This is a genomic window from Anoxybacillus sp. TBDG-1 (assembly GCF_054815885.1).
Genome location: NZ_JBTZSY010000007.1, coordinates 61457 through 76987 on the forward strand (window position 1 = coordinate 61457; position 15531 = coordinate 76987).

Here is a 15531-nt window from a genome sequence, read left to right on the forward strand (position 1 = left end):
GCTTTACGTGAGAAATGGCTGCAGTTTTTGAATAAGCTGCTGCATTTGTTTCGCTTGTTGTTCGTACATTTGTTTGGCTTCGGTGTCATTTGTTTGCAAGGCGAATAGTTCGAAGTCCGCTTCTGCTTTTTTCATCGATGCGAGCAATAGTTGCTTTTGTTGCGGTTCTGGTACTTGAATGCGATCGTCGTATAAATCGACGGTCAGTTGACCGTACGAATCGACTTGCGCTAAAAAGACGTTTTCGACAGCGACGCCCATTTGATCGAGTTGCTTCTTTAACCAGCCGCGGTTTAGACGGGCTGTCGCAAGCGGTTCATCTAAAATTTCACCGTCCATAATGACGGTTTGCGGTTCTTTTTCCTCTGGAACGTACTTTTGCACATCCCCAATCGTGAGCGGCTGTTTGTCGCGTTTTAATAAAATGCTTAAGTCGCCGTTTGCTTCGAGCGTCGCAAATTCGACATCAGCGACGCGAAAGACGTCTTTTTTCCGCAACTGTTCAAGCAATTCATCTATAGTATATTTTTCTTTTTTCAAATTGTCTTCTAAAATTTTTCCGTTTTTAATAAAAACGGTGGAATTGCCTTCAACGAAATCGCGAAATTTTTTACTTCGCAACGAAATGATCGAGATGACGACGGGGAAAAGCGACCAAATTAAAATGCTCGTAATCCCTTCCGTTAACCGAATATCTAAATCCATCGACATCGAGCCGGCAATGTCCCCAATCGTAATGCCGACAATATATTCGAAAAATGATAGTTTCGACAACTGTTTTTTTCCTAATAACTTTGTAATGACAAACAGTCCGATTAAAATGCAAATGGAACGAATCGCAACTTCTAACCACGCTGGCATGTTTACATCCCCTTATATTGCGGCTCTTCGCGCTCAAGCGTCGCGATGCGCCCTTTGAGTGCCGCCATCATTTGTTCCGTCTGTAACATCGCTTCATGAAACGCCCGTTGCGCCTCGTCGTTCGTTGACGTCATCGCAAGCTCTTGCAACGTCGCATGAATCGCTTTCATATTCGCTAAACTTTGTTTCACTTGTGAACCGATCGTCATGTTCCTCTATCCTTTCGGTTTAAATAATAATGCTCCGATAAAGCCGAATACAATGGCTGCCGAAATGCCGGCGCTCGTCACTTCAAACATGCCCGTCAACACCCCGACGATGCCGTGCTTTTCCGCTTCTTGCATCGCCCCGTGCACGAGCGCGTTCCCGAAACTTGTAATCGGAATCGTCGCCCCTGCCCCAGCAAAATCGATGAGCGGTTCGTACAATCCGAACCCGTCTAAAATCGCACCAGCTACGACAAGCGCGCTTAACGTATGGGCAGGGGTAAGTTTAAATACATCAAACATCACTTGCCCGATCACACAAATGAGCCCTCCGACGACAAACGCCCAAAAAAACATCGCCATCATAAATAATCGCCTCCATACTCAATCGCTACCGCATGCGCGATGCACGGGATCGTCTCTCCTTGTTGAAACGTAAGCGGCGATAAAAGCGCCCCTGTTGCTACGACGAGCATGCGTTTTATTTCCCCACGCTTCATCCGATTTAACAAATGACCGTACACGACCGTTGCTGAGCACCCTGCTCCGCTTCCCCCCGACAACACCGGTTGCCCTTCGCGGTAAATAATTAATCCGCAATCTTGATACCGTTCTTCTTCAAGCTTCATCCCATTTTTTCGCAATAAATCAAGCGACACCGCACGACCGATTTTTCCTAAATCGCCTGTCACGATCAAATCGTAATGCGACGCATTAACTTGCATGTCTCGTAAATGGGCTTCAATCGTATCGACTGCCGCTGGCGCCATCGCCCCGCCCATATTAAACGGATCGGTCAAGCCCATATCAACAACACGACCAATCGTTGCAGCTGTAATGCGTGGACCGACCCCTTCGCTCCCGACGAGCGCCACGCCTGCCCCTGTCACCGTCCATTGCGCTGTCGGTGGCTTTTGTCCACCGTATTCGGTCGGGTAGCGAAACTGCTTTTCAACCGCAGCGTTATGGCTCGCAGCACCTGTTAATATGTACTTCGCCCCGCCGTAGTTGACGATAAATGCGCTTAACGCGAGCGCTTCCATCGACGTTGAACAAGCGCCAAATACGCCGAGATACGGAGTGCTGAGCGTGCGCGCCGCAAAACTTGACGGCGTCATTTGATTCATTAAATCGCCAGCAATAATAAACTGCACGTGTTCTTTTTCGATGCGCGCTTTTTTCATCGCTTGAAAAAACGCTTCTTCAAACAGCACTTTATGCGCTTTTTCGTACGAATCTTCCCCGAGCCAAAGGTCTTCATGAAGCAAGTCGAAATCATCAGCAATGTTTCCGTTCGCCTCAAACGGTCCGCCGACTGTCGCAGTCGCGACGATGATTGGACGGTTTTCAAACACCCACGTACGATGACCTTTCATCATCCGAGTCCACCCCATTTGACCGCAATCGTTTTAATAAGCGCCACGACAAACGCCGAAAACGTGCCGAATAAAATAACCGAACCTGCTAGTTTGAACATATTTCCGCCAACACCGAGCACAAATCCTTCCGTCCGATGTTCAATCGCAGCTGAAATAACGGCGTTGCCAAACCCGGTGACTGGCACCGCACTCCCTGCCCCTGCAAATTGCGCCAATCGATCATATACGCCAAAACCGGTTAACAACATCGCGAGAAACACCATCGTCGCCACCGTCGGATTACCGACTGTTTTTTCCGTAAAGTCGAAAAAGTACATATAGAAATAAGAAATAGCTTGACCAATTGCGCAAATGAATCCACCGACAAAAAAAGCACGTACGCAATTTTTCAACACCGGTCGCTTCGTTTCCCGCGCTTGTTCAAACTGATGATACTCTTGTTGAACAGGTGTCAAATTTTTTCTTTTTTCGTTCGCCATCATCTCACCTCGCTACGTTTGTTCTTCGCTTAATTTTTGAATGACCGTCACTTCTTTTTCGATTTCTTTTTCACTTATGTTTTTCGTTTCGATTTTTTCTTTTAACGCTTTCGTTTTCCAAAAAATTTTTAAATCGTGCGATGCGATTACTTTCTCACCGAACTCGTCGTTTAACATATTTCGTACATCTTTTTCAATCGCTTTCATCCGGAACCGATGCATATGTTTCACTTGATATGCAACTAACAGTCGGCCATTTGCTTGAACGGCAACAACATCTTTCACATCTTCGCGTCCCTTTAACATGTCCACTGCTTTTTCGGCATGTTGTTGGTCGCTTCGTTTCGCGCTTCCGTCATGGCTTACGTTTGTGATGTGTTCTTGTTGAAGCGACTGTTGTTGTTCTTTTTGTTCATGCGCACAACTCATTAGTAAAAAAACAGGAATGAGTACAAACCATTTTTTCATGGCGTTCACCTTTCTATTCATGTAACGAAAGGGCGTCCACATAGGACACCCGATTCACTTATTGTTTATATTGTGGCTCTTCTTGTTCAATTTCTTGCAAGCGTGGCGATAATAAATCAACAATAGCTTGCGTTTGTTGTGCTGCTTGTTGATACAATTGCTTCGCTTTTTCATTTTCTGTTTGCAACGCAAACGTTTCAAAGCTCGCCTGCGCCGATTTCAATCCCGCTAACGTTTGTTTTACAGAACTTGCGACAGTCATGATGACAACCTCCTTTGCTTTTTCACACAATAGCATGCGCTCATATGACAAAGTTATACAAAAAAAATCGCCCCTAAAAGGAGCTAACATTTGTCGCGATATCCTTTGCCAAGCGACGGATTATTTAAAATTCCAGCCATTACTAAAATACTTAAAAACGCATTCCATAATTGCTCATACTTTCCCAAATCCAAATCAACCCCAAATGTCTGTAACAAAAGCAAAACAAACGAACCAACAGCTAACCATAGCCCATAATTTTTAAAACGCTCCATGTTTCTCTCCCCTATGCTATTGTTTTTTTATTTTTTTCCCACATCCGCAACCGCCTGTTTTTTTCACAGGTGTTGGCGAAGACGTGTATACTTTTGCTGTTTGTGATCCACCGAGGACAATCGGTTTTTTCTTTTCCATTTGCAAACCCTCCACATGTGTAAGATACAATAGCATATGAAAAAATGGAGCGAATGACTATGCGTTTTCCCTATTTCTTTTTTTCTGCAAATGAAAACGGAGTTGCCATTGGCAATTGCCCGCCTTGTTTTAATATTTGTTGTCGCTTAATATTGTGCATAAACCATGAATCCGTTCCTTGCGCAAGTACTTGTTTTGTTATTTGTTCAAGTTGCTCTTTTAGCTCTTCATTTTCCTTTTTTAATCGTTTAATTTCTTGATAGCGCTGTTCACTTAATGCTGCTAATTCTTTTAACAACACATTTTCTGCGCGCAACATGTCTAGCTCATTTTGCATATGCCCACCCCTTTCTACTACATAACAATTCAACATTGCGCCCATTTATGACAAAAAAATTCCGCACATATCCCTGCACACTTACCCACCTTTCTCATACTATACAGTAGTCCCGATACATGCGACGGGAAAAACTGAAATAGGAGGAACGAGGCATGACGCATCATAAAGAGCGTAAAGAAAAAGTGTGTATTAAAACACGCAAAGTGTATGACTGGGTTACTCGTCAAGTCGATGTGCCGTTGCGCAGTTTTTCAAATGGGGATTTGGAAAATATTTTTCCTGAAAGCAAATGTCCACGCCATGGGCAATCGGTTTGCGACTTTTTCGCATCAAACGGTTTAAGTGCTGGCGATTTCTCGATTCGCTGCTTCTTAACAGACGACGAAGGAAACCGCATCGACCAAACTGTTGACAACAATGCACTCATTTGCCAAGAAATTTTACAACCGAACGGTCGCCAACCTGTTCACGTCACACTTCCATCAGGCGATACAGTCACATTACAAAAAGTGAAAGTGCTTGTGAAAGGCCACGTTGTCGTGCAAGTTGTCAATGCGAACGGTCACGTCGTTTGCGAATCTTGCCCAATCCCATTTGCGACGGCTCAAACATTTATTTTATGCGCACCAGAAGGCACAATGCTCGATTGCCACATTTCGTTTTTCGAATGTGACGCAAGTTTAATTTGCACTGACAACTTCTCACAGCTTGATGTATCCATTACATTATGCTTAGAAGTGCAAATGGAAGCAGACGTAAAATTGGAAGTCGAAGCACGCTACTGCCAACCGCGCGAAGAAATTTTAGAAGCAACACTTTGCCCAACAGACAAATTCCCACCACAATGCCCAGAAGTATTCCCGGCACATTAATGAATGAAGCAGGCTCACATACAGCCTGCTTCTTTTATATGTTTAACATGTAGCTGATTACCGTATATGTGCAAGCAATCCAAAAGGAATAAGAACGATAGCACGTATTTTTCACTTCTTCTGAAGACCTATTCCACATATATCCGCTTCCATGTATATAAAAAAGAAAACTTGTCGCAATCACACCGACAAGAAACGTCCATTCCATATATGGCACGCCTGTTTTTTCACTTGCTGCATATGGAACAAAAAATAAAAATACGATTGTAGTCAAAATAGAAAACGATGTTCTCATTCAATCACACCTTTATTTTGGTATATATGACATATGATAAAATAAAATGAATATTGAAACAACAAAAGGAGAGGATAGCATAAAATGACGAAAAAAAATATGGGTCGTATTTTTCATTTGTTCGATGTTTATCGTTCAACCAAGTCATATGACTCTAAATGGTTGGCAAGGATGTCCAGAATGCTTATAGGGGGGAGGAGATGAACAACCAACATATTCAACTGCAACAAAAAATTATTCATTATCGCTCGGAAGTGGCAAAATATAAACAATTATTGCAGCTGATGGAGACAGAACTAAAACGCGAACAGCTGCGCAATCAATACGTCCAAAAACAGCTCGAACAAATGGACGAATACGAACGAACGATCGACCATCTGAAGCAACAACTTCTTTTTTACGAAGTGGCGCTTGAAGAAGAAAAAAAACGAAAAAAAGAAACAAAAAAAGAAGACATCGCGCGCGCCAACGCCTATTTTGCATATGCGGTCATGATCCCAGAAGAAAAAGAAGAACATGTAACGATTATTGGGGATTTCGTCGTTGACAATACCGGCAATATGCCGCTCAATGACCCGATCATTTGCGTTCGTCTTCGTCCTGCCGATCATGCTCAATTAAGCGGAAAATTTTCATTTCGTCAAGTACAAGAAGAAGGTGGCTGGACGTTTGCGGTCGAAGATTGGCGCCAAAAAATAAAAGACGGGGAATATTGGCTAAAACCGATCGATGAAACGACGCTTTTACCAAATGAACAACTGCGCTTTCCGTCATTTGAATTGCGGGTCATACAAACCGTTGTCATAGAAGGGTTCGTTTATTTCCGCCAGCTAAAACAAGGGGTATCATCTTTTAATCATATCGTTATCAATAAATAAGCAGGCATTCGCCCGCTTTTTTTATTGGCTCCATTTTTGAACAACGACTTCGATAAGCGCAGCACATCCCGCAATCGCTAACACCGACACAAGCGGCATAAAGATGCTTGGCGCATAAACGGTTCCGACATATAGCCCAGCTGCGCACCATATCCCTGTACACCAATGGCAGCTTAACAACTCCCCAATCCACTTTCTTAGCCCCGTCCCTTTGATGACAATATACGTTTCTCCATCTTGTTCAAATTCTTCATGAAACGGGGCGCGCAAAAACGATGTAATGCGATCATATACGAGTAAGCGTGTCAAACGAAATGAAGCGATACATAAAAGAAAAAAGTGAAAAACATCCATTCTTTCGCCCCCTCGCTTCACTTTATGTTGCTTATGTAAAAAACATGCAGTACTTTCGCCTATTCCGTTTTTTATTGTTTCACATATAATGCAATGAGTGATTTCACAAAAAAGGATGTGAAACTATGTATAACATTTTTTTCAGCAAAGATTTTTTAGCTCGCCAACGCCACGTACAACATATATGCGCTACGCTTACGACATTAAGCGAAGGAACAGAACTGCACGTGCGTACGAACAAAGAAACATACTATAACGCTCAATTTGTTCAAATAGACACAACATCGAAAACATTAACAATCATTGTCGACCCATTTTATGAACACGGCGGAAAATCGATCACGATCAACTGCCGTGACATCGCCGCAGTGGAGTTTCCGACCGAAGCGCTCGTTGCGGCAACCGAACAAACAACAATAACAATTGGAACGAAAAAAACAGAAGACGAAGATGAATAAAGGAAGTGAACTTATGAACGTTTGTATGATTGGCGCCGGTTATGTCGGATTAACAACAGCAGCTGTCCTTGCCAAACTTGGGCATACGGTTCATTGCATCGATGAAAATGAACAAAAAATTGCCGCCTTACAGCACGGCGATGTCCCGATTTACGAACCCGGTTTAGCTGAGCTGTTAACCGACTATAAAAGTCGGCTTTTTTTTCATCACAACGAACAAAAACATATAAAAGAAGCAGATGTTATTTTTATTTGCGTCGGCACACCGCCTGACTTAAAAGGAAAACCAGATGTCTCGTACGTCCAGCGCGCCATTGATACGCTTATTCCATATATAGGCGATCATCAAACACTTGTCATGAAAAGTACCGTCCCGATCGGAACGAACGAACGCATATATAAACGCTTAAAAAATGAAGGAAAACATGTTCGCATCGTCTCAAACCCTGAATTTTTACGCGAAGGCTCCGCCATTTACGATTCGTTACATCCCGACCGTATTATCATCGGCTTACGTGATGATGATGATCGTTCACTTTCCGTTATGCAAACATTATATGCCGGCATTCACGCGCCATATGTCGTTACTAGTTTAAACGGCGCTGAAATGATGAAATATGCTGCCAACGCCTTTCTAGCCACGAAAATTTCCTTTATTAACGAAATCGCACGTCTTTGTGACGTATATGACGTCGACGTCACCGACGTCGCAAAAGGCATCGGGCTTGACGAACGCATCGGGCGACATTTTTTACAAGCTGGCATTGGGTACGGTGGCTCTTGTTTTCCGAAAGATGTTACAGCCCTCATACAAATGGCGTATGAACAAATGGTGCGCCCGTATATGTTAGAAGCGACAAAAGCGGTGAACGACACGCAACTTCATTGGTACATGAAAAAAATAAAACGAGCGTTAGGAGAACTTTCAGGAAGACGAATTGCTGTGCTTGGCATCGCGTTTAAACCGAACACAGACGATATTCGCGAATCAGCTGCCGTCTCCCTGATTAACAAGCTACACACCCATGGGGCTGACGTCATCGCCCACGACCCAAAAGCTACACTTCCAAATACCGACATCAAACAAGTAAAAACGATTGCTGAAGCCATTCAACAAGCCGATGCGCTCATCGTTGCGACTGATTGGGATGCGTATAAACAGTTAAACTGGGAAGAAGTAAAACAAACGATGAACGGAAACGTCGTGATCGACGGGCGAAATTGCTTGTCGCGTGACGACGTCATGAAAGCAGGACTAAACTATGTAGGGGTGGGACGCGGATGAATATACTTGTCACAGGAGCGGCTGGCTTTATCGGCTCGCACGTATGCGAAGCGTTATTGCAGCACCATCATGTCATCGGCATCGATTGTTTCATCGGTCCGACGCCAAAAGAATGGAAAGAAAAAACGATCGAGACGCTAAAAAAGCATAACCGTTTTACATGGATCGAAGGCGATCTTTTGTCGTTGCCGCTTGACGACATCGTCAAACGAGTCGACGTCATTTATCATTTTGCGGGCATGCCGGGCGTGCGCACGAGCTGGGGAACATCATTTGATTTGTACACAACAAATAATATATTGGCGACGCAACGGTTGCTTGAAGCGTGTAAACAACACCGCCCAAAACAGTTCATTTATACGTCGACGTCATCCGTTTATGGCGAAAAGCATGGGCGCGTGCATGAAAACATGACTCCGACTCCTCTTTCACCATACGGCATGACGAAGCTTGCTGGCGAACATTTATGCCACGTATATGGATCGGAATTTGGCGTGCCGACGACCATTTTACGTTATTTTACCGTATACGGTCCACGCCAGCGACCTGATATGGCGTTTCATCGCTTTATTCGCCAAATGCTGTTTGATGAGCCGATCACGATTTTTGGCGACGGCACACAAACGCGCGACTTTACGTACATTTCCGATTGCGTCAATGGCACGCTCGCTGTGCTTGGCAATGACAAAGCGATTGGCGAAACGTTCAACATCGGCGGAAAAGAACGCGCGTCCGTCAACGACGTCATCGCCATACTTGAAGAAATCATTGGTAAACAAGCAAACAAACAATATATGAATCAAGCAATTGGCGAACCGAAACATACGTGGGCGGACATTTCGAAAGCGGAACGCATCCTTTCATACACCCCGAACGTATCATTGCAAGAAGGACTGCGCCACGAAGTAGAATACATTCGCTCGCTTTACGGGAGGTAATTATGCGCATCGCTTTCATTTGCACAGAAAAATTGCCGTCGCCTGCCGTCAAAGGAGGAGCCATTCAACTCATGATTGATGGCATCGCTCCCTTTCTTGCCGCTAAACATTCACTCACCATTTTTTCCATTACCGACCCTTCGCTTCCTATTTACGAACAGCGTCATAGCATCGAGTACGTGCGCGTGCCAAAAGAACAGTACGAACAACGAATCGCCGATGAATTAAGCAAGCGTACATTCGACGTCATTCACGTGTTTAACCGTCCGGCAAACGTGTTACGCTACAAACAAATGGCACCAAACAGTCGCTTCGTCACAAGTTTGCATAACGATATGTTTTCACCGATGAAAATGAAACGTGACGTTGCCGAACGAGTCATTGCTGAAGTCGATCTCATCACAACCGTCAGCGCGTATATGAAGCGTACCGTCACAAAACGATACGATGTGCCAGACGATCTCGTTCAAGTCGTCTACTCTGGCGTTGACATTACACCGTACACACCGCCATGGACGGAGGAAGGAAAACAAGTGCGCGCCGACATGCGCCAACGCTTTATTGCCGAAGACGATGACGTCATTTTATTTATCGGGCGATTAAGTAAAACAAAAGGGGTACATGTGCTCATTGAAAGCATGAATCACGTATTAGCCCACCATCCAAAAGCAAAACTGATCATCGTCGGAGGAAAATGGTTTAGCGACAACCGCCCGAACGAATACGTTCGCTTCCTTCATCGGCTCGCCGAACCTTACAAAGACCGCATTCAATTTACAAACTACATTCCGTCTGAACATATTCCACACGTATTCACGATCGGCGATGTGTTCGTTTGCAGTTCGCAATGGCACGAGCCGCTTGCCCGCGTGCATTACGAAGCGATGGCGGCAGGCGTGCCGATCATTACGACAAACCGCGGCGGAAATAGCGAAGTGATCGAACATAACAAAAATGGTCTCGTCATTGACGACTATGCATCGCCAAAAGCGTTCGCCTGCGCCATAAACGAACTGTTGCACGATAAAGAAAAAGCGCTCGCCCTTGCTTACGAAGGACGAAAACGAGCAGAAACGACGTTTTCTTTCGCAAACACAGCCGAGCAGCTTGAACGTTTATATATTACGATTTGCCAATAAGCGATACCGATACGATATGTTCTAGCGGGATCGTGATCGTTTTTTCTTCCTCGCTTAGCGTAAGGACGACTTTTTTCTTATCGTATGTTTGAATAACGCCTTCATACGTCTTGTTTTTCGTTTTCAACTCACACGTCACCGGCCGAAGCTCGTCTGGCAACGTGGCTAAAAATTCAATGCGCTCGCTCGTATCCATCTCGCGAAAATTCGCAAATGACGGCGGCGGATACGACGGCTTTTCTCTTTTCGTTCGAAACGTTTGTTGCATATAGCACGTTTTCGGACCTAAATTTGGCTGAACGATATACAACAACGGTGCATTTTCCACACGTTTTTTCATTCCCACACCCCTCCTTTTTACGACTACTATATGCGCAAAAAGAGAGGGGCATGCTAAAAGCTTGATTCCGCCAGTCGAAAAAATGAAGTTAACCATTCAAGTTGTCGCTATAGAAGCACAACGAGCTGTGATTAATCTTTCTTCCTCTGTTCTGTTAATAAGTGAATAATCTGTTCATTTTGTTTAATGCGTATATCGCTATTTTTCTTTAGATGGTACAAACATTTCAAAATAAAAAATAATGAAAATACAATAATGATAATAACTACAAGAGAAAAGTAACCCATTAGAAATCATCCTCAACCTATTCGTTTTAAGTAGTAAATTTCACATTCTTGTGCTTATAGTAAGCAAGTTCCCAGACAAAGTTGCCTTGACATAAACATTTGCACCACCAAGTCCACCCAACCATGATACATCAGCAGAAAACTTAGCTGTTTTTTCTGTATAGCTTAAAGAAATATTATTGAGAGTTCCACCGATAATCCAGTAATCATAAGAATACGCTTTAATAATTCTAGATTCTTCAATATTGTTAGGAACATTTACATCAATAAAATAACTAATTCCCATATATGGAGTCGCTGCTTTTACTTGATAAGTTGATTTCCCGTACGGAAAAAGATGCTGATATGAGGGTCGATTTATTCTTCCATAATCCTCTCTTTCGGATAACATAATCGGTTCAATAGTAATAGTCATTTCTTTTCCAGATTCATCGACAACTATGATTTCGTGTTTTTCTTGATCCTTCAAATCAAACTGAACTGTAATTTCTTTAGCATCTTCTGTTGCGTTTTTTTGGACAGGCAGTTCTGAAGCATGTGAGAAAGATTCATAAAATCCAAATACAAAAATGTTAGTGAGTAATACTGTGAGAATCCAAATTTTTCTCAATTAACATTCCTCCATTCTAATAAATACTAATCGTATTATAATAAATAACAGTGTATAATTCTATAAATTTCATATAATTGTAAAAAAATTAAAAGCTGTTTGGCATTTGCCAAACAGCTTTTAAATTATCGCGCTAAAATGTGGTAGCCAGAGTCGACGTGAATAATTTCGCCTGTGACGCCGCGCGATAAGTCGCTAAATAAAAATAGTGCCGTATCGCCTACTTCTTCTTGTGTCGTTGTGCGGCGCAGTGGTGCGCGTTCTTCAATTTCTTTTAAAATCGAGTTAAAGTCGCCGACGCCTTTGGCAGATAATGTACGAATTGGACCTGCGGAAATGGCGTTGACGCGAATGCCGTATTTTCCTAAGTCGTTCGCTAAATATTTCACGCTCGCTTCTAACGACGCTTTCGCCACACCCATGACGTTATAGTTTTGCACGACGCGCTCGCCGCCTAAATATGTTAATGTGACGATGCTTCCTCCTTCTGTCATTAACTCTTTCGCCGCTTTTGCCACAGCTGTTAACGAATACGCGCTAATGTTATGCGCAAGTAAAAATCCTTCGCGGTCGACGTTCATGTACTCGCCTTCTAAATGTTCTTTATTCGCAAATGCGATACAATGCGCGAGGCCGTGAATGACACCCACTTGCTCTTTGATTTGCGCAAAGCATGCTTCAATTTCTTCATCTTTCGTCACATCGCAAGGCAACACAAGCGCTCTGTCATCTTCTAACGTTGCGACTAATTTTTTTACTTCATTTTCAAATCGCTCCCCAGCATATGTAAAAATTAACCGCGCTCCTGCCGCATGAAGCGCGCGGGCAATGCCCCAAGCGATGCTTCGTTTATTCGCCACACCCATCACGACGTACGTTTTTCCTTGTAATGATAATTGCATATTCGTTCATCCCCTTAATTTTATGATTTGTTATTAGAACCTAGTATTAATATGATTATAACAAAAAATTCCCTACTTTCAAATAGGGAATTTATAATAAATAGTCCATAAACATCGTCGCTAAACCGAAATAAATGAGAATGCTAATTAAATCATTCAATGTCGTAATAAACGGACCAGATGCTACCGCAGGGTCAATGCGCAGTTTATGCATAAAAAGCGGAATGAGCGCTCCTGCAACTGTCGCGACCGTCAGCGTCGCAAATAGCGCTAATCCGACGAGCACACCTAGGAAAAACTGTTGCTTCCATACGTACACGACAATCGTAATGACGACGCCACACGACAAACCTATAAGCAGCCCCGTCAACGCCTCGCGCGCAAGCATGCTCCACTTTCCTTCTTTTTCTAAATCGCCCATTGCAAGTCGGCGCACAGCGACCGCTAACGACTGCGTACCTGTATTTCCTGACATGCCGGCAATGAGCGGAATAAACACCGCTAAAATCGCAACTTTTTGTAGTGTATCTTCAAAGCGGCTAATTAAATTCGCTGTCATCATGCCTAAAAACAATAAAATAATAAGCCATGGCAACCGTTTTTTCGCCGCTTCAAACGGATTGCGCTGAATGTCCACATCAGGAACGCCGGCAAGCTTCGAATAGTCATCTGTCGCTTCTTCCGAAATAACGTCGACGATGTCATCAACGGTAATAATACCGAGCAAATGATTGTTCGCATCGACGACAGGAAGCGCTAAAAAGTTGTAATTTTGCATTTTGCGCGCAACATCTTCTTGATCTTCGTCCACAAATACGGAAACGACTCGATCGTTCATAATATCAGCAATCATTTGATCGTCATCGGATGTCAATAACTCACGAAGCGACAATACGCCAACGAGCTGACGCTGCTCATTAACGACGTACAAATAATAAATCGTCTCCGCTTGCGCTGCTTCTTTTTTCAAAATTTGCATCGCCGAACGCACTGTTTGGTTAGCGTGAATGGCGATATATTCCGTCGTCATAATGCTTCCGGCCGTATATTCTTTATAATGAAGCAGTCCTTGAATATCTTTCGCTGCTTCATCATCCATAATCGTTAAATAATTTGCTACTTCTTTTTTATCGAGTTCATTTAATACGTCCGCCGCATTATCGGCATACATGTGTGCGAGCATTTGCGCGACAAATAGCGGATCCATTTCCGCCAAATAAATTTTATACTCATCTTCCTCAATATCGAGATGGTCAAAAATTTCCGCCATTTCTGCTGGCGATAAATATTCGTACATCCGCTTTCTTACTTCTTGGCTTTGTTCGACGTAAAACTTCGCTTGCTCATACGGATGTAATTTTAAAAATTGCTCGCGAAACTCCTCCATGTTTCCATTATATAACGCTTGCAACATCATATTTCCCTCCTCTCGACAAAAATTCGCTTTTTTTATTATGCGCGAATCTTTGCCAACTTGCAACTGACAATGTAAAATGATAATGCACGATGAAACGCAGGGGGAACAACAATGGAAAACGAAAAAACGACTCAAACAAAAATAGATTATCATCTATTGTTTATTTTATTTTTAATTGCAATCGTGAGCGCCATCGCCATTGAAAGTGCGCGCGAGACGCTCCCTGCCAAGCTACAACATATTAACTTTGCCAAAAAGCAGCTCATGTGGTACGGCATTGGTGTTGTCGTCATCGCTGTGACAATGCTTTTTGATTACGATCGACTATTTAAAATCGCTTGGTATTTATATGGCTTCGGTATCATTCTTTTACTTGGATTAGAATTAAACGTCCCGGGTACGTTGACAATTAAAGGGGCAACGAGCTGGTACAGCCTGCCGGGCGGAAACTTTCAACCGTCTGAGCTGATGAAAATTTTTATGATTATCGTCATTAGTCGTATGATCGTTAACCATCGCGAAAAATATCATGATCCGACGTTACAAGATGACTTAAAATTGCTTGGAAAAATCGGTCTGTCGCTATTGCCGCCACTTTTTTTACTTGCGCGTCAACCAGACATGGGGATGTCGATGGTGTTTATGGCGATTGCTGGTTCGCTCATTCTCGTGTCCGGCATTCGCTTGCGCATTATCGCTGCCATTGTCGGTCTCGCTATACTCGGAGCGACAGCGTTTATCGTGGCGTTTTTATATTTTCCAGATGTGTTAAAAATCCAACAGTATCAATTAAACCGTTTTTACGGCTGGCTAAATCCATATGAATATTCAAGCGATCAAGGGTTTCAGCTCATTAAATCGCTGCTTGCAATCGGGTCAGGGGAGTTATATGGAAAAGGATATAAAAATTTAGACGTCTATTTACCAGAGTCGCATACCGATTTTATTTTTAGCATTATCGGGGAGCAATTTGGCTTTATCGGGGCAAGCATTGTCGTTTCGCTCTTTTTCTTATTAATTTACCGAATGATTCAAATTGCGTTAGAGTGCCACGATCCGTTTGGCAGCTACTTATGCGCGGGCGTCATCGGCATGATTACGTTCCAAGTATTCCAAAACGTCGGCATGACGATCGGGTTGCTACCGATTACCGGCCTTCCGCTTCCGTTCGTCAGCTACGGAGGAAGCTCCCTTGCCACATACATGCTTGCGATCGGGCTTGTCTTAAACGTCCGTTCTCGCACACAAAAATTTATGTTTTCAACGGAACAATAGGGGAACATTTCCCCTATTCAGACTGTTGAAAAACGATTTTGTCAAGGACAAAATCGTTTTTCTTTTGTTAAT

At 43.3% G+C, this 15531-nt stretch carries 23 protein-coding genes; 7 read left to right on the top strand and 16 right to left on the bottom strand.

Annotated features, from left to right (window positions below):
- Window positions 1-3 precede the first annotated feature (3 nt).
- The 10 genes from ACYQY7_RS03835 to ACYQY7_RS03880 form a co-directional block, all read right to left on the bottom strand.
- Window positions 4-861 carry a DUF421 domain-containing protein gene (locus tag ACYQY7_RS03835; RefSeq protein ID WP_461200806.1) on the bottom strand — a complete coding sequence of 286 codons (858 nt, stop codon included), beginning with the start codon at window positions 859-861 and terminating at the stop codon, window positions 4-6.
- A gap of 2 nt (window positions 862-863) precedes the next feature.
- The gene (locus tag ACYQY7_RS03840) at window positions 864-1070 is read right to left on the bottom strand and encodes a DUF1657 domain-containing protein (RefSeq protein WP_461200807.1); all 207 of its coding nucleotides are present in this window, start codon (window positions 1068-1070) and stop codon (window positions 864-866) included.
- A 6-nt stretch (window positions 1071-1076) separates the two neighbouring features.
- Window positions 1077-1433 (bottom strand): stage V sporulation protein AE, encoded by a 357-nt coding sequence (gene spoVAE / locus ACYQY7_RS03845; protein WP_012575626.1) that lies wholly within the window; start codon window positions 1431-1433, stop codon window positions 1077-1079.
- Window positions 1430-2446 (bottom strand): stage V sporulation protein AD, encoded by a 1017-nt coding sequence (gene spoVAD / locus ACYQY7_RS03850; RefSeq protein WP_461200808.1) that lies wholly within the window; start codon window positions 2444-2446, stop codon window positions 1430-1432. Before spoVAD ends, spoVAE begins: the two co-directional genes overlap by 4 nt.
- Window positions 2443-2925 carry a stage V sporulation protein AC gene (spoVAC, locus tag ACYQY7_RS03855; RefSeq protein ID WP_461200809.1) on the bottom strand — a complete coding sequence of 161 codons (483 nt, stop codon included), beginning with the start codon at window positions 2923-2925 and terminating at the stop codon, window positions 2443-2445. Before spoVAC ends, spoVAD begins: the two co-directional genes overlap by 4 nt.
- 12 nt (window positions 2926-2937) lie before the next feature.
- Window positions 2938-3393 (bottom strand): YhcN/YlaJ family sporulation lipoprotein, encoded by a 456-nt coding sequence (locus tag ACYQY7_RS03860; protein ID WP_461200810.1) that lies wholly within the window; start codon window positions 3391-3393, stop codon window positions 2938-2940.
- Between the two features lie 58 nt (window positions 3394-3451).
- Window positions 3452-3655, bottom strand: a complete 204-nt coding sequence (locus tag ACYQY7_RS03865) for a DUF1657 domain-containing protein (protein WP_003395336.1) — start codon at window positions 3653-3655, stop codon at window positions 3452-3454.
- 83 nt (window positions 3656-3738) lie between these two features.
- Window positions 3739-3930, bottom strand: a complete 192-nt coding sequence (locus ACYQY7_RS03870) for a phage holin family protein (protein ID WP_461200811.1) — start codon at window positions 3928-3930, stop codon at window positions 3739-3741.
- Between the two features lie 16 nt (window positions 3931-3946).
- A complete protein-coding gene (locus ACYQY7_RS03875; protein WP_461200812.1) occupies window positions 3947-4069 on the bottom strand; it encodes a hypothetical protein in 123 nt (40 codons plus the stop codon).
- Between the two features lie 70 nt (window positions 4070-4139).
- Complete coding sequence (locus ACYQY7_RS03880) at window positions 4140-4406, bottom strand: spore coat protein regulator protein YlbO (RefSeq protein ID WP_461200813.1); 267 nt, start codon at window positions 4404-4406, stop codon at window positions 4140-4142.
- Between the two features lie 155 nt (window positions 4407-4561).
- On the opposite strand from ACYQY7_RS03880, the gene ACYQY7_RS03885 reads away from it, so the two are divergent.
- Window positions 4562-5281: a BMQ_0737 family morphogenetic spore coat protein gene (locus ACYQY7_RS03885; protein ID WP_461200814.1), complete on the top strand. Its 720-nt coding sequence runs from the start codon at window positions 4562-4564 to the stop codon at window positions 5279-5281.
- A 34-nt stretch (window positions 5282-5315) separates the two neighbouring features.
- Here the strand turns inward: ACYQY7_RS03885 and ACYQY7_RS03890 are convergent, their stop codons facing one another.
- A complete protein-coding gene (locus ACYQY7_RS03890) occupies window positions 5316-5576 on the bottom strand; it encodes a hypothetical protein (protein WP_461200815.1) in 261 nt (86 codons plus the stop codon).
- A 200-nt stretch (window positions 5577-5776) separates the two neighbouring features.
- Between ACYQY7_RS03890 and ACYQY7_RS03895 the strand changes: the two genes are divergently transcribed.
- Window positions 5777-6454 carry a hypothetical protein gene (locus ACYQY7_RS03895; RefSeq protein ID WP_461200816.1) on the top strand — a complete coding sequence of 226 codons (678 nt, stop codon included), beginning with the start codon at window positions 5777-5779 and terminating at the stop codon, window positions 6452-6454.
- Window positions 6455-6475: 21 nt separating this feature from the next.
- Here ACYQY7_RS03895 and ACYQY7_RS03900 read toward each other — a convergent pair whose 3' ends face one another.
- A complete protein-coding gene (locus ACYQY7_RS03900; protein WP_461200817.1) occupies window positions 6476-6808 on the bottom strand; it encodes a DUF1360 domain-containing protein in 333 nt (110 codons plus the stop codon).
- Between the two features lie 125 nt (window positions 6809-6933).
- On the opposite strand from ACYQY7_RS03900, the gene ACYQY7_RS03905 reads away from it, so the two are divergent.
- Genes ACYQY7_RS03905 through ACYQY7_RS03920 form a run of 4 tightly spaced genes read left to right on the top strand, consistent with a single transcriptional unit; the run spans window position 6934 to window position 10628 of the window.
- A complete protein-coding gene (locus ACYQY7_RS03905) occupies window positions 6934-7266 on the top strand; it encodes a hypothetical protein (RefSeq protein ID WP_461200818.1) in 333 nt (110 codons plus the stop codon).
- 13 nt (window positions 7267-7279) lie between these two features.
- Window positions 7280-8551 carry a UDP-glucose dehydrogenase family protein gene (locus tag ACYQY7_RS03910; protein ID WP_461200819.1) on the top strand — a complete coding sequence of 424 codons (1272 nt, stop codon included), beginning with the start codon at window positions 7280-7282 and terminating at the stop codon, window positions 8549-8551.
- On the top strand, window positions 8548-9489 hold the full coding sequence (locus ACYQY7_RS03915) for an NAD-dependent epimerase/dehydratase family protein (protein ID WP_461200820.1): 942 nt from the start codon (window positions 8548-8550) through the stop codon (window positions 9487-9489). Before ACYQY7_RS03910 ends, ACYQY7_RS03915 begins: the two co-directional genes overlap by 4 nt.
- A gap of 2 nt (window positions 9490-9491) precedes the next feature.
- Window positions 9492-10628 (top strand): glycosyltransferase family 4 protein, encoded by a 1137-nt coding sequence (locus ACYQY7_RS03920; RefSeq protein WP_461200821.1) that lies wholly within the window; start codon window positions 9492-9494, stop codon window positions 10626-10628.
- On the opposite strand, the gene ACYQY7_RS03925 is transcribed toward ACYQY7_RS03920, so the two are convergent.
- The 4 genes from ACYQY7_RS03925 to mgtE form a co-directional block, all read right to left on the bottom strand.
- A complete protein-coding gene (locus ACYQY7_RS03925; RefSeq protein WP_461200822.1) occupies window positions 10612-10968 on the bottom strand; it encodes a CotO family spore coat protein in 357 nt (118 codons plus the stop codon). The genes ACYQY7_RS03920 and ACYQY7_RS03925 overlap by 17 nt on opposite strands.
- Before the next feature lie 327 nt (window positions 10969-11295).
- On the bottom strand, window positions 11296-11865 hold the full coding sequence (locus ACYQY7_RS03930; RefSeq protein WP_183249349.1) for a DUF5626 family protein: 570 nt from the start codon (window positions 11863-11865) through the stop codon (window positions 11296-11298).
- 125 nt (window positions 11866-11990) lie between these two features.
- Window positions 11991-12767: an enoyl-ACP reductase FabI gene (fabI, locus tag ACYQY7_RS03935; RefSeq protein WP_461200823.1), complete on the bottom strand. Its 777-nt coding sequence runs from the start codon at window positions 12765-12767 to the stop codon at window positions 11991-11993.
- Window positions 12768-12858: 91 nt separating this feature from the next.
- Entirely contained in the window at window positions 12859-14184 is a 1326-nt protein-coding gene (gene mgtE, locus ACYQY7_RS03940) for a magnesium transporter (protein WP_461200824.1), read from the bottom strand.
- 111 nt (window positions 14185-14295) lie between these two features.
- Here mgtE and ACYQY7_RS03945 point away from each other — a divergent pair, with 111 nt between their 5' ends.
- A complete protein-coding gene (locus ACYQY7_RS03945; protein WP_461200825.1) occupies window positions 14296-15459 on the top strand; it encodes an FtsW/RodA/SpoVE family cell cycle protein in 1164 nt (387 codons plus the stop codon).
- The last annotated feature ends 72 nt before the right edge of the window (window positions 15460-15531 follow it).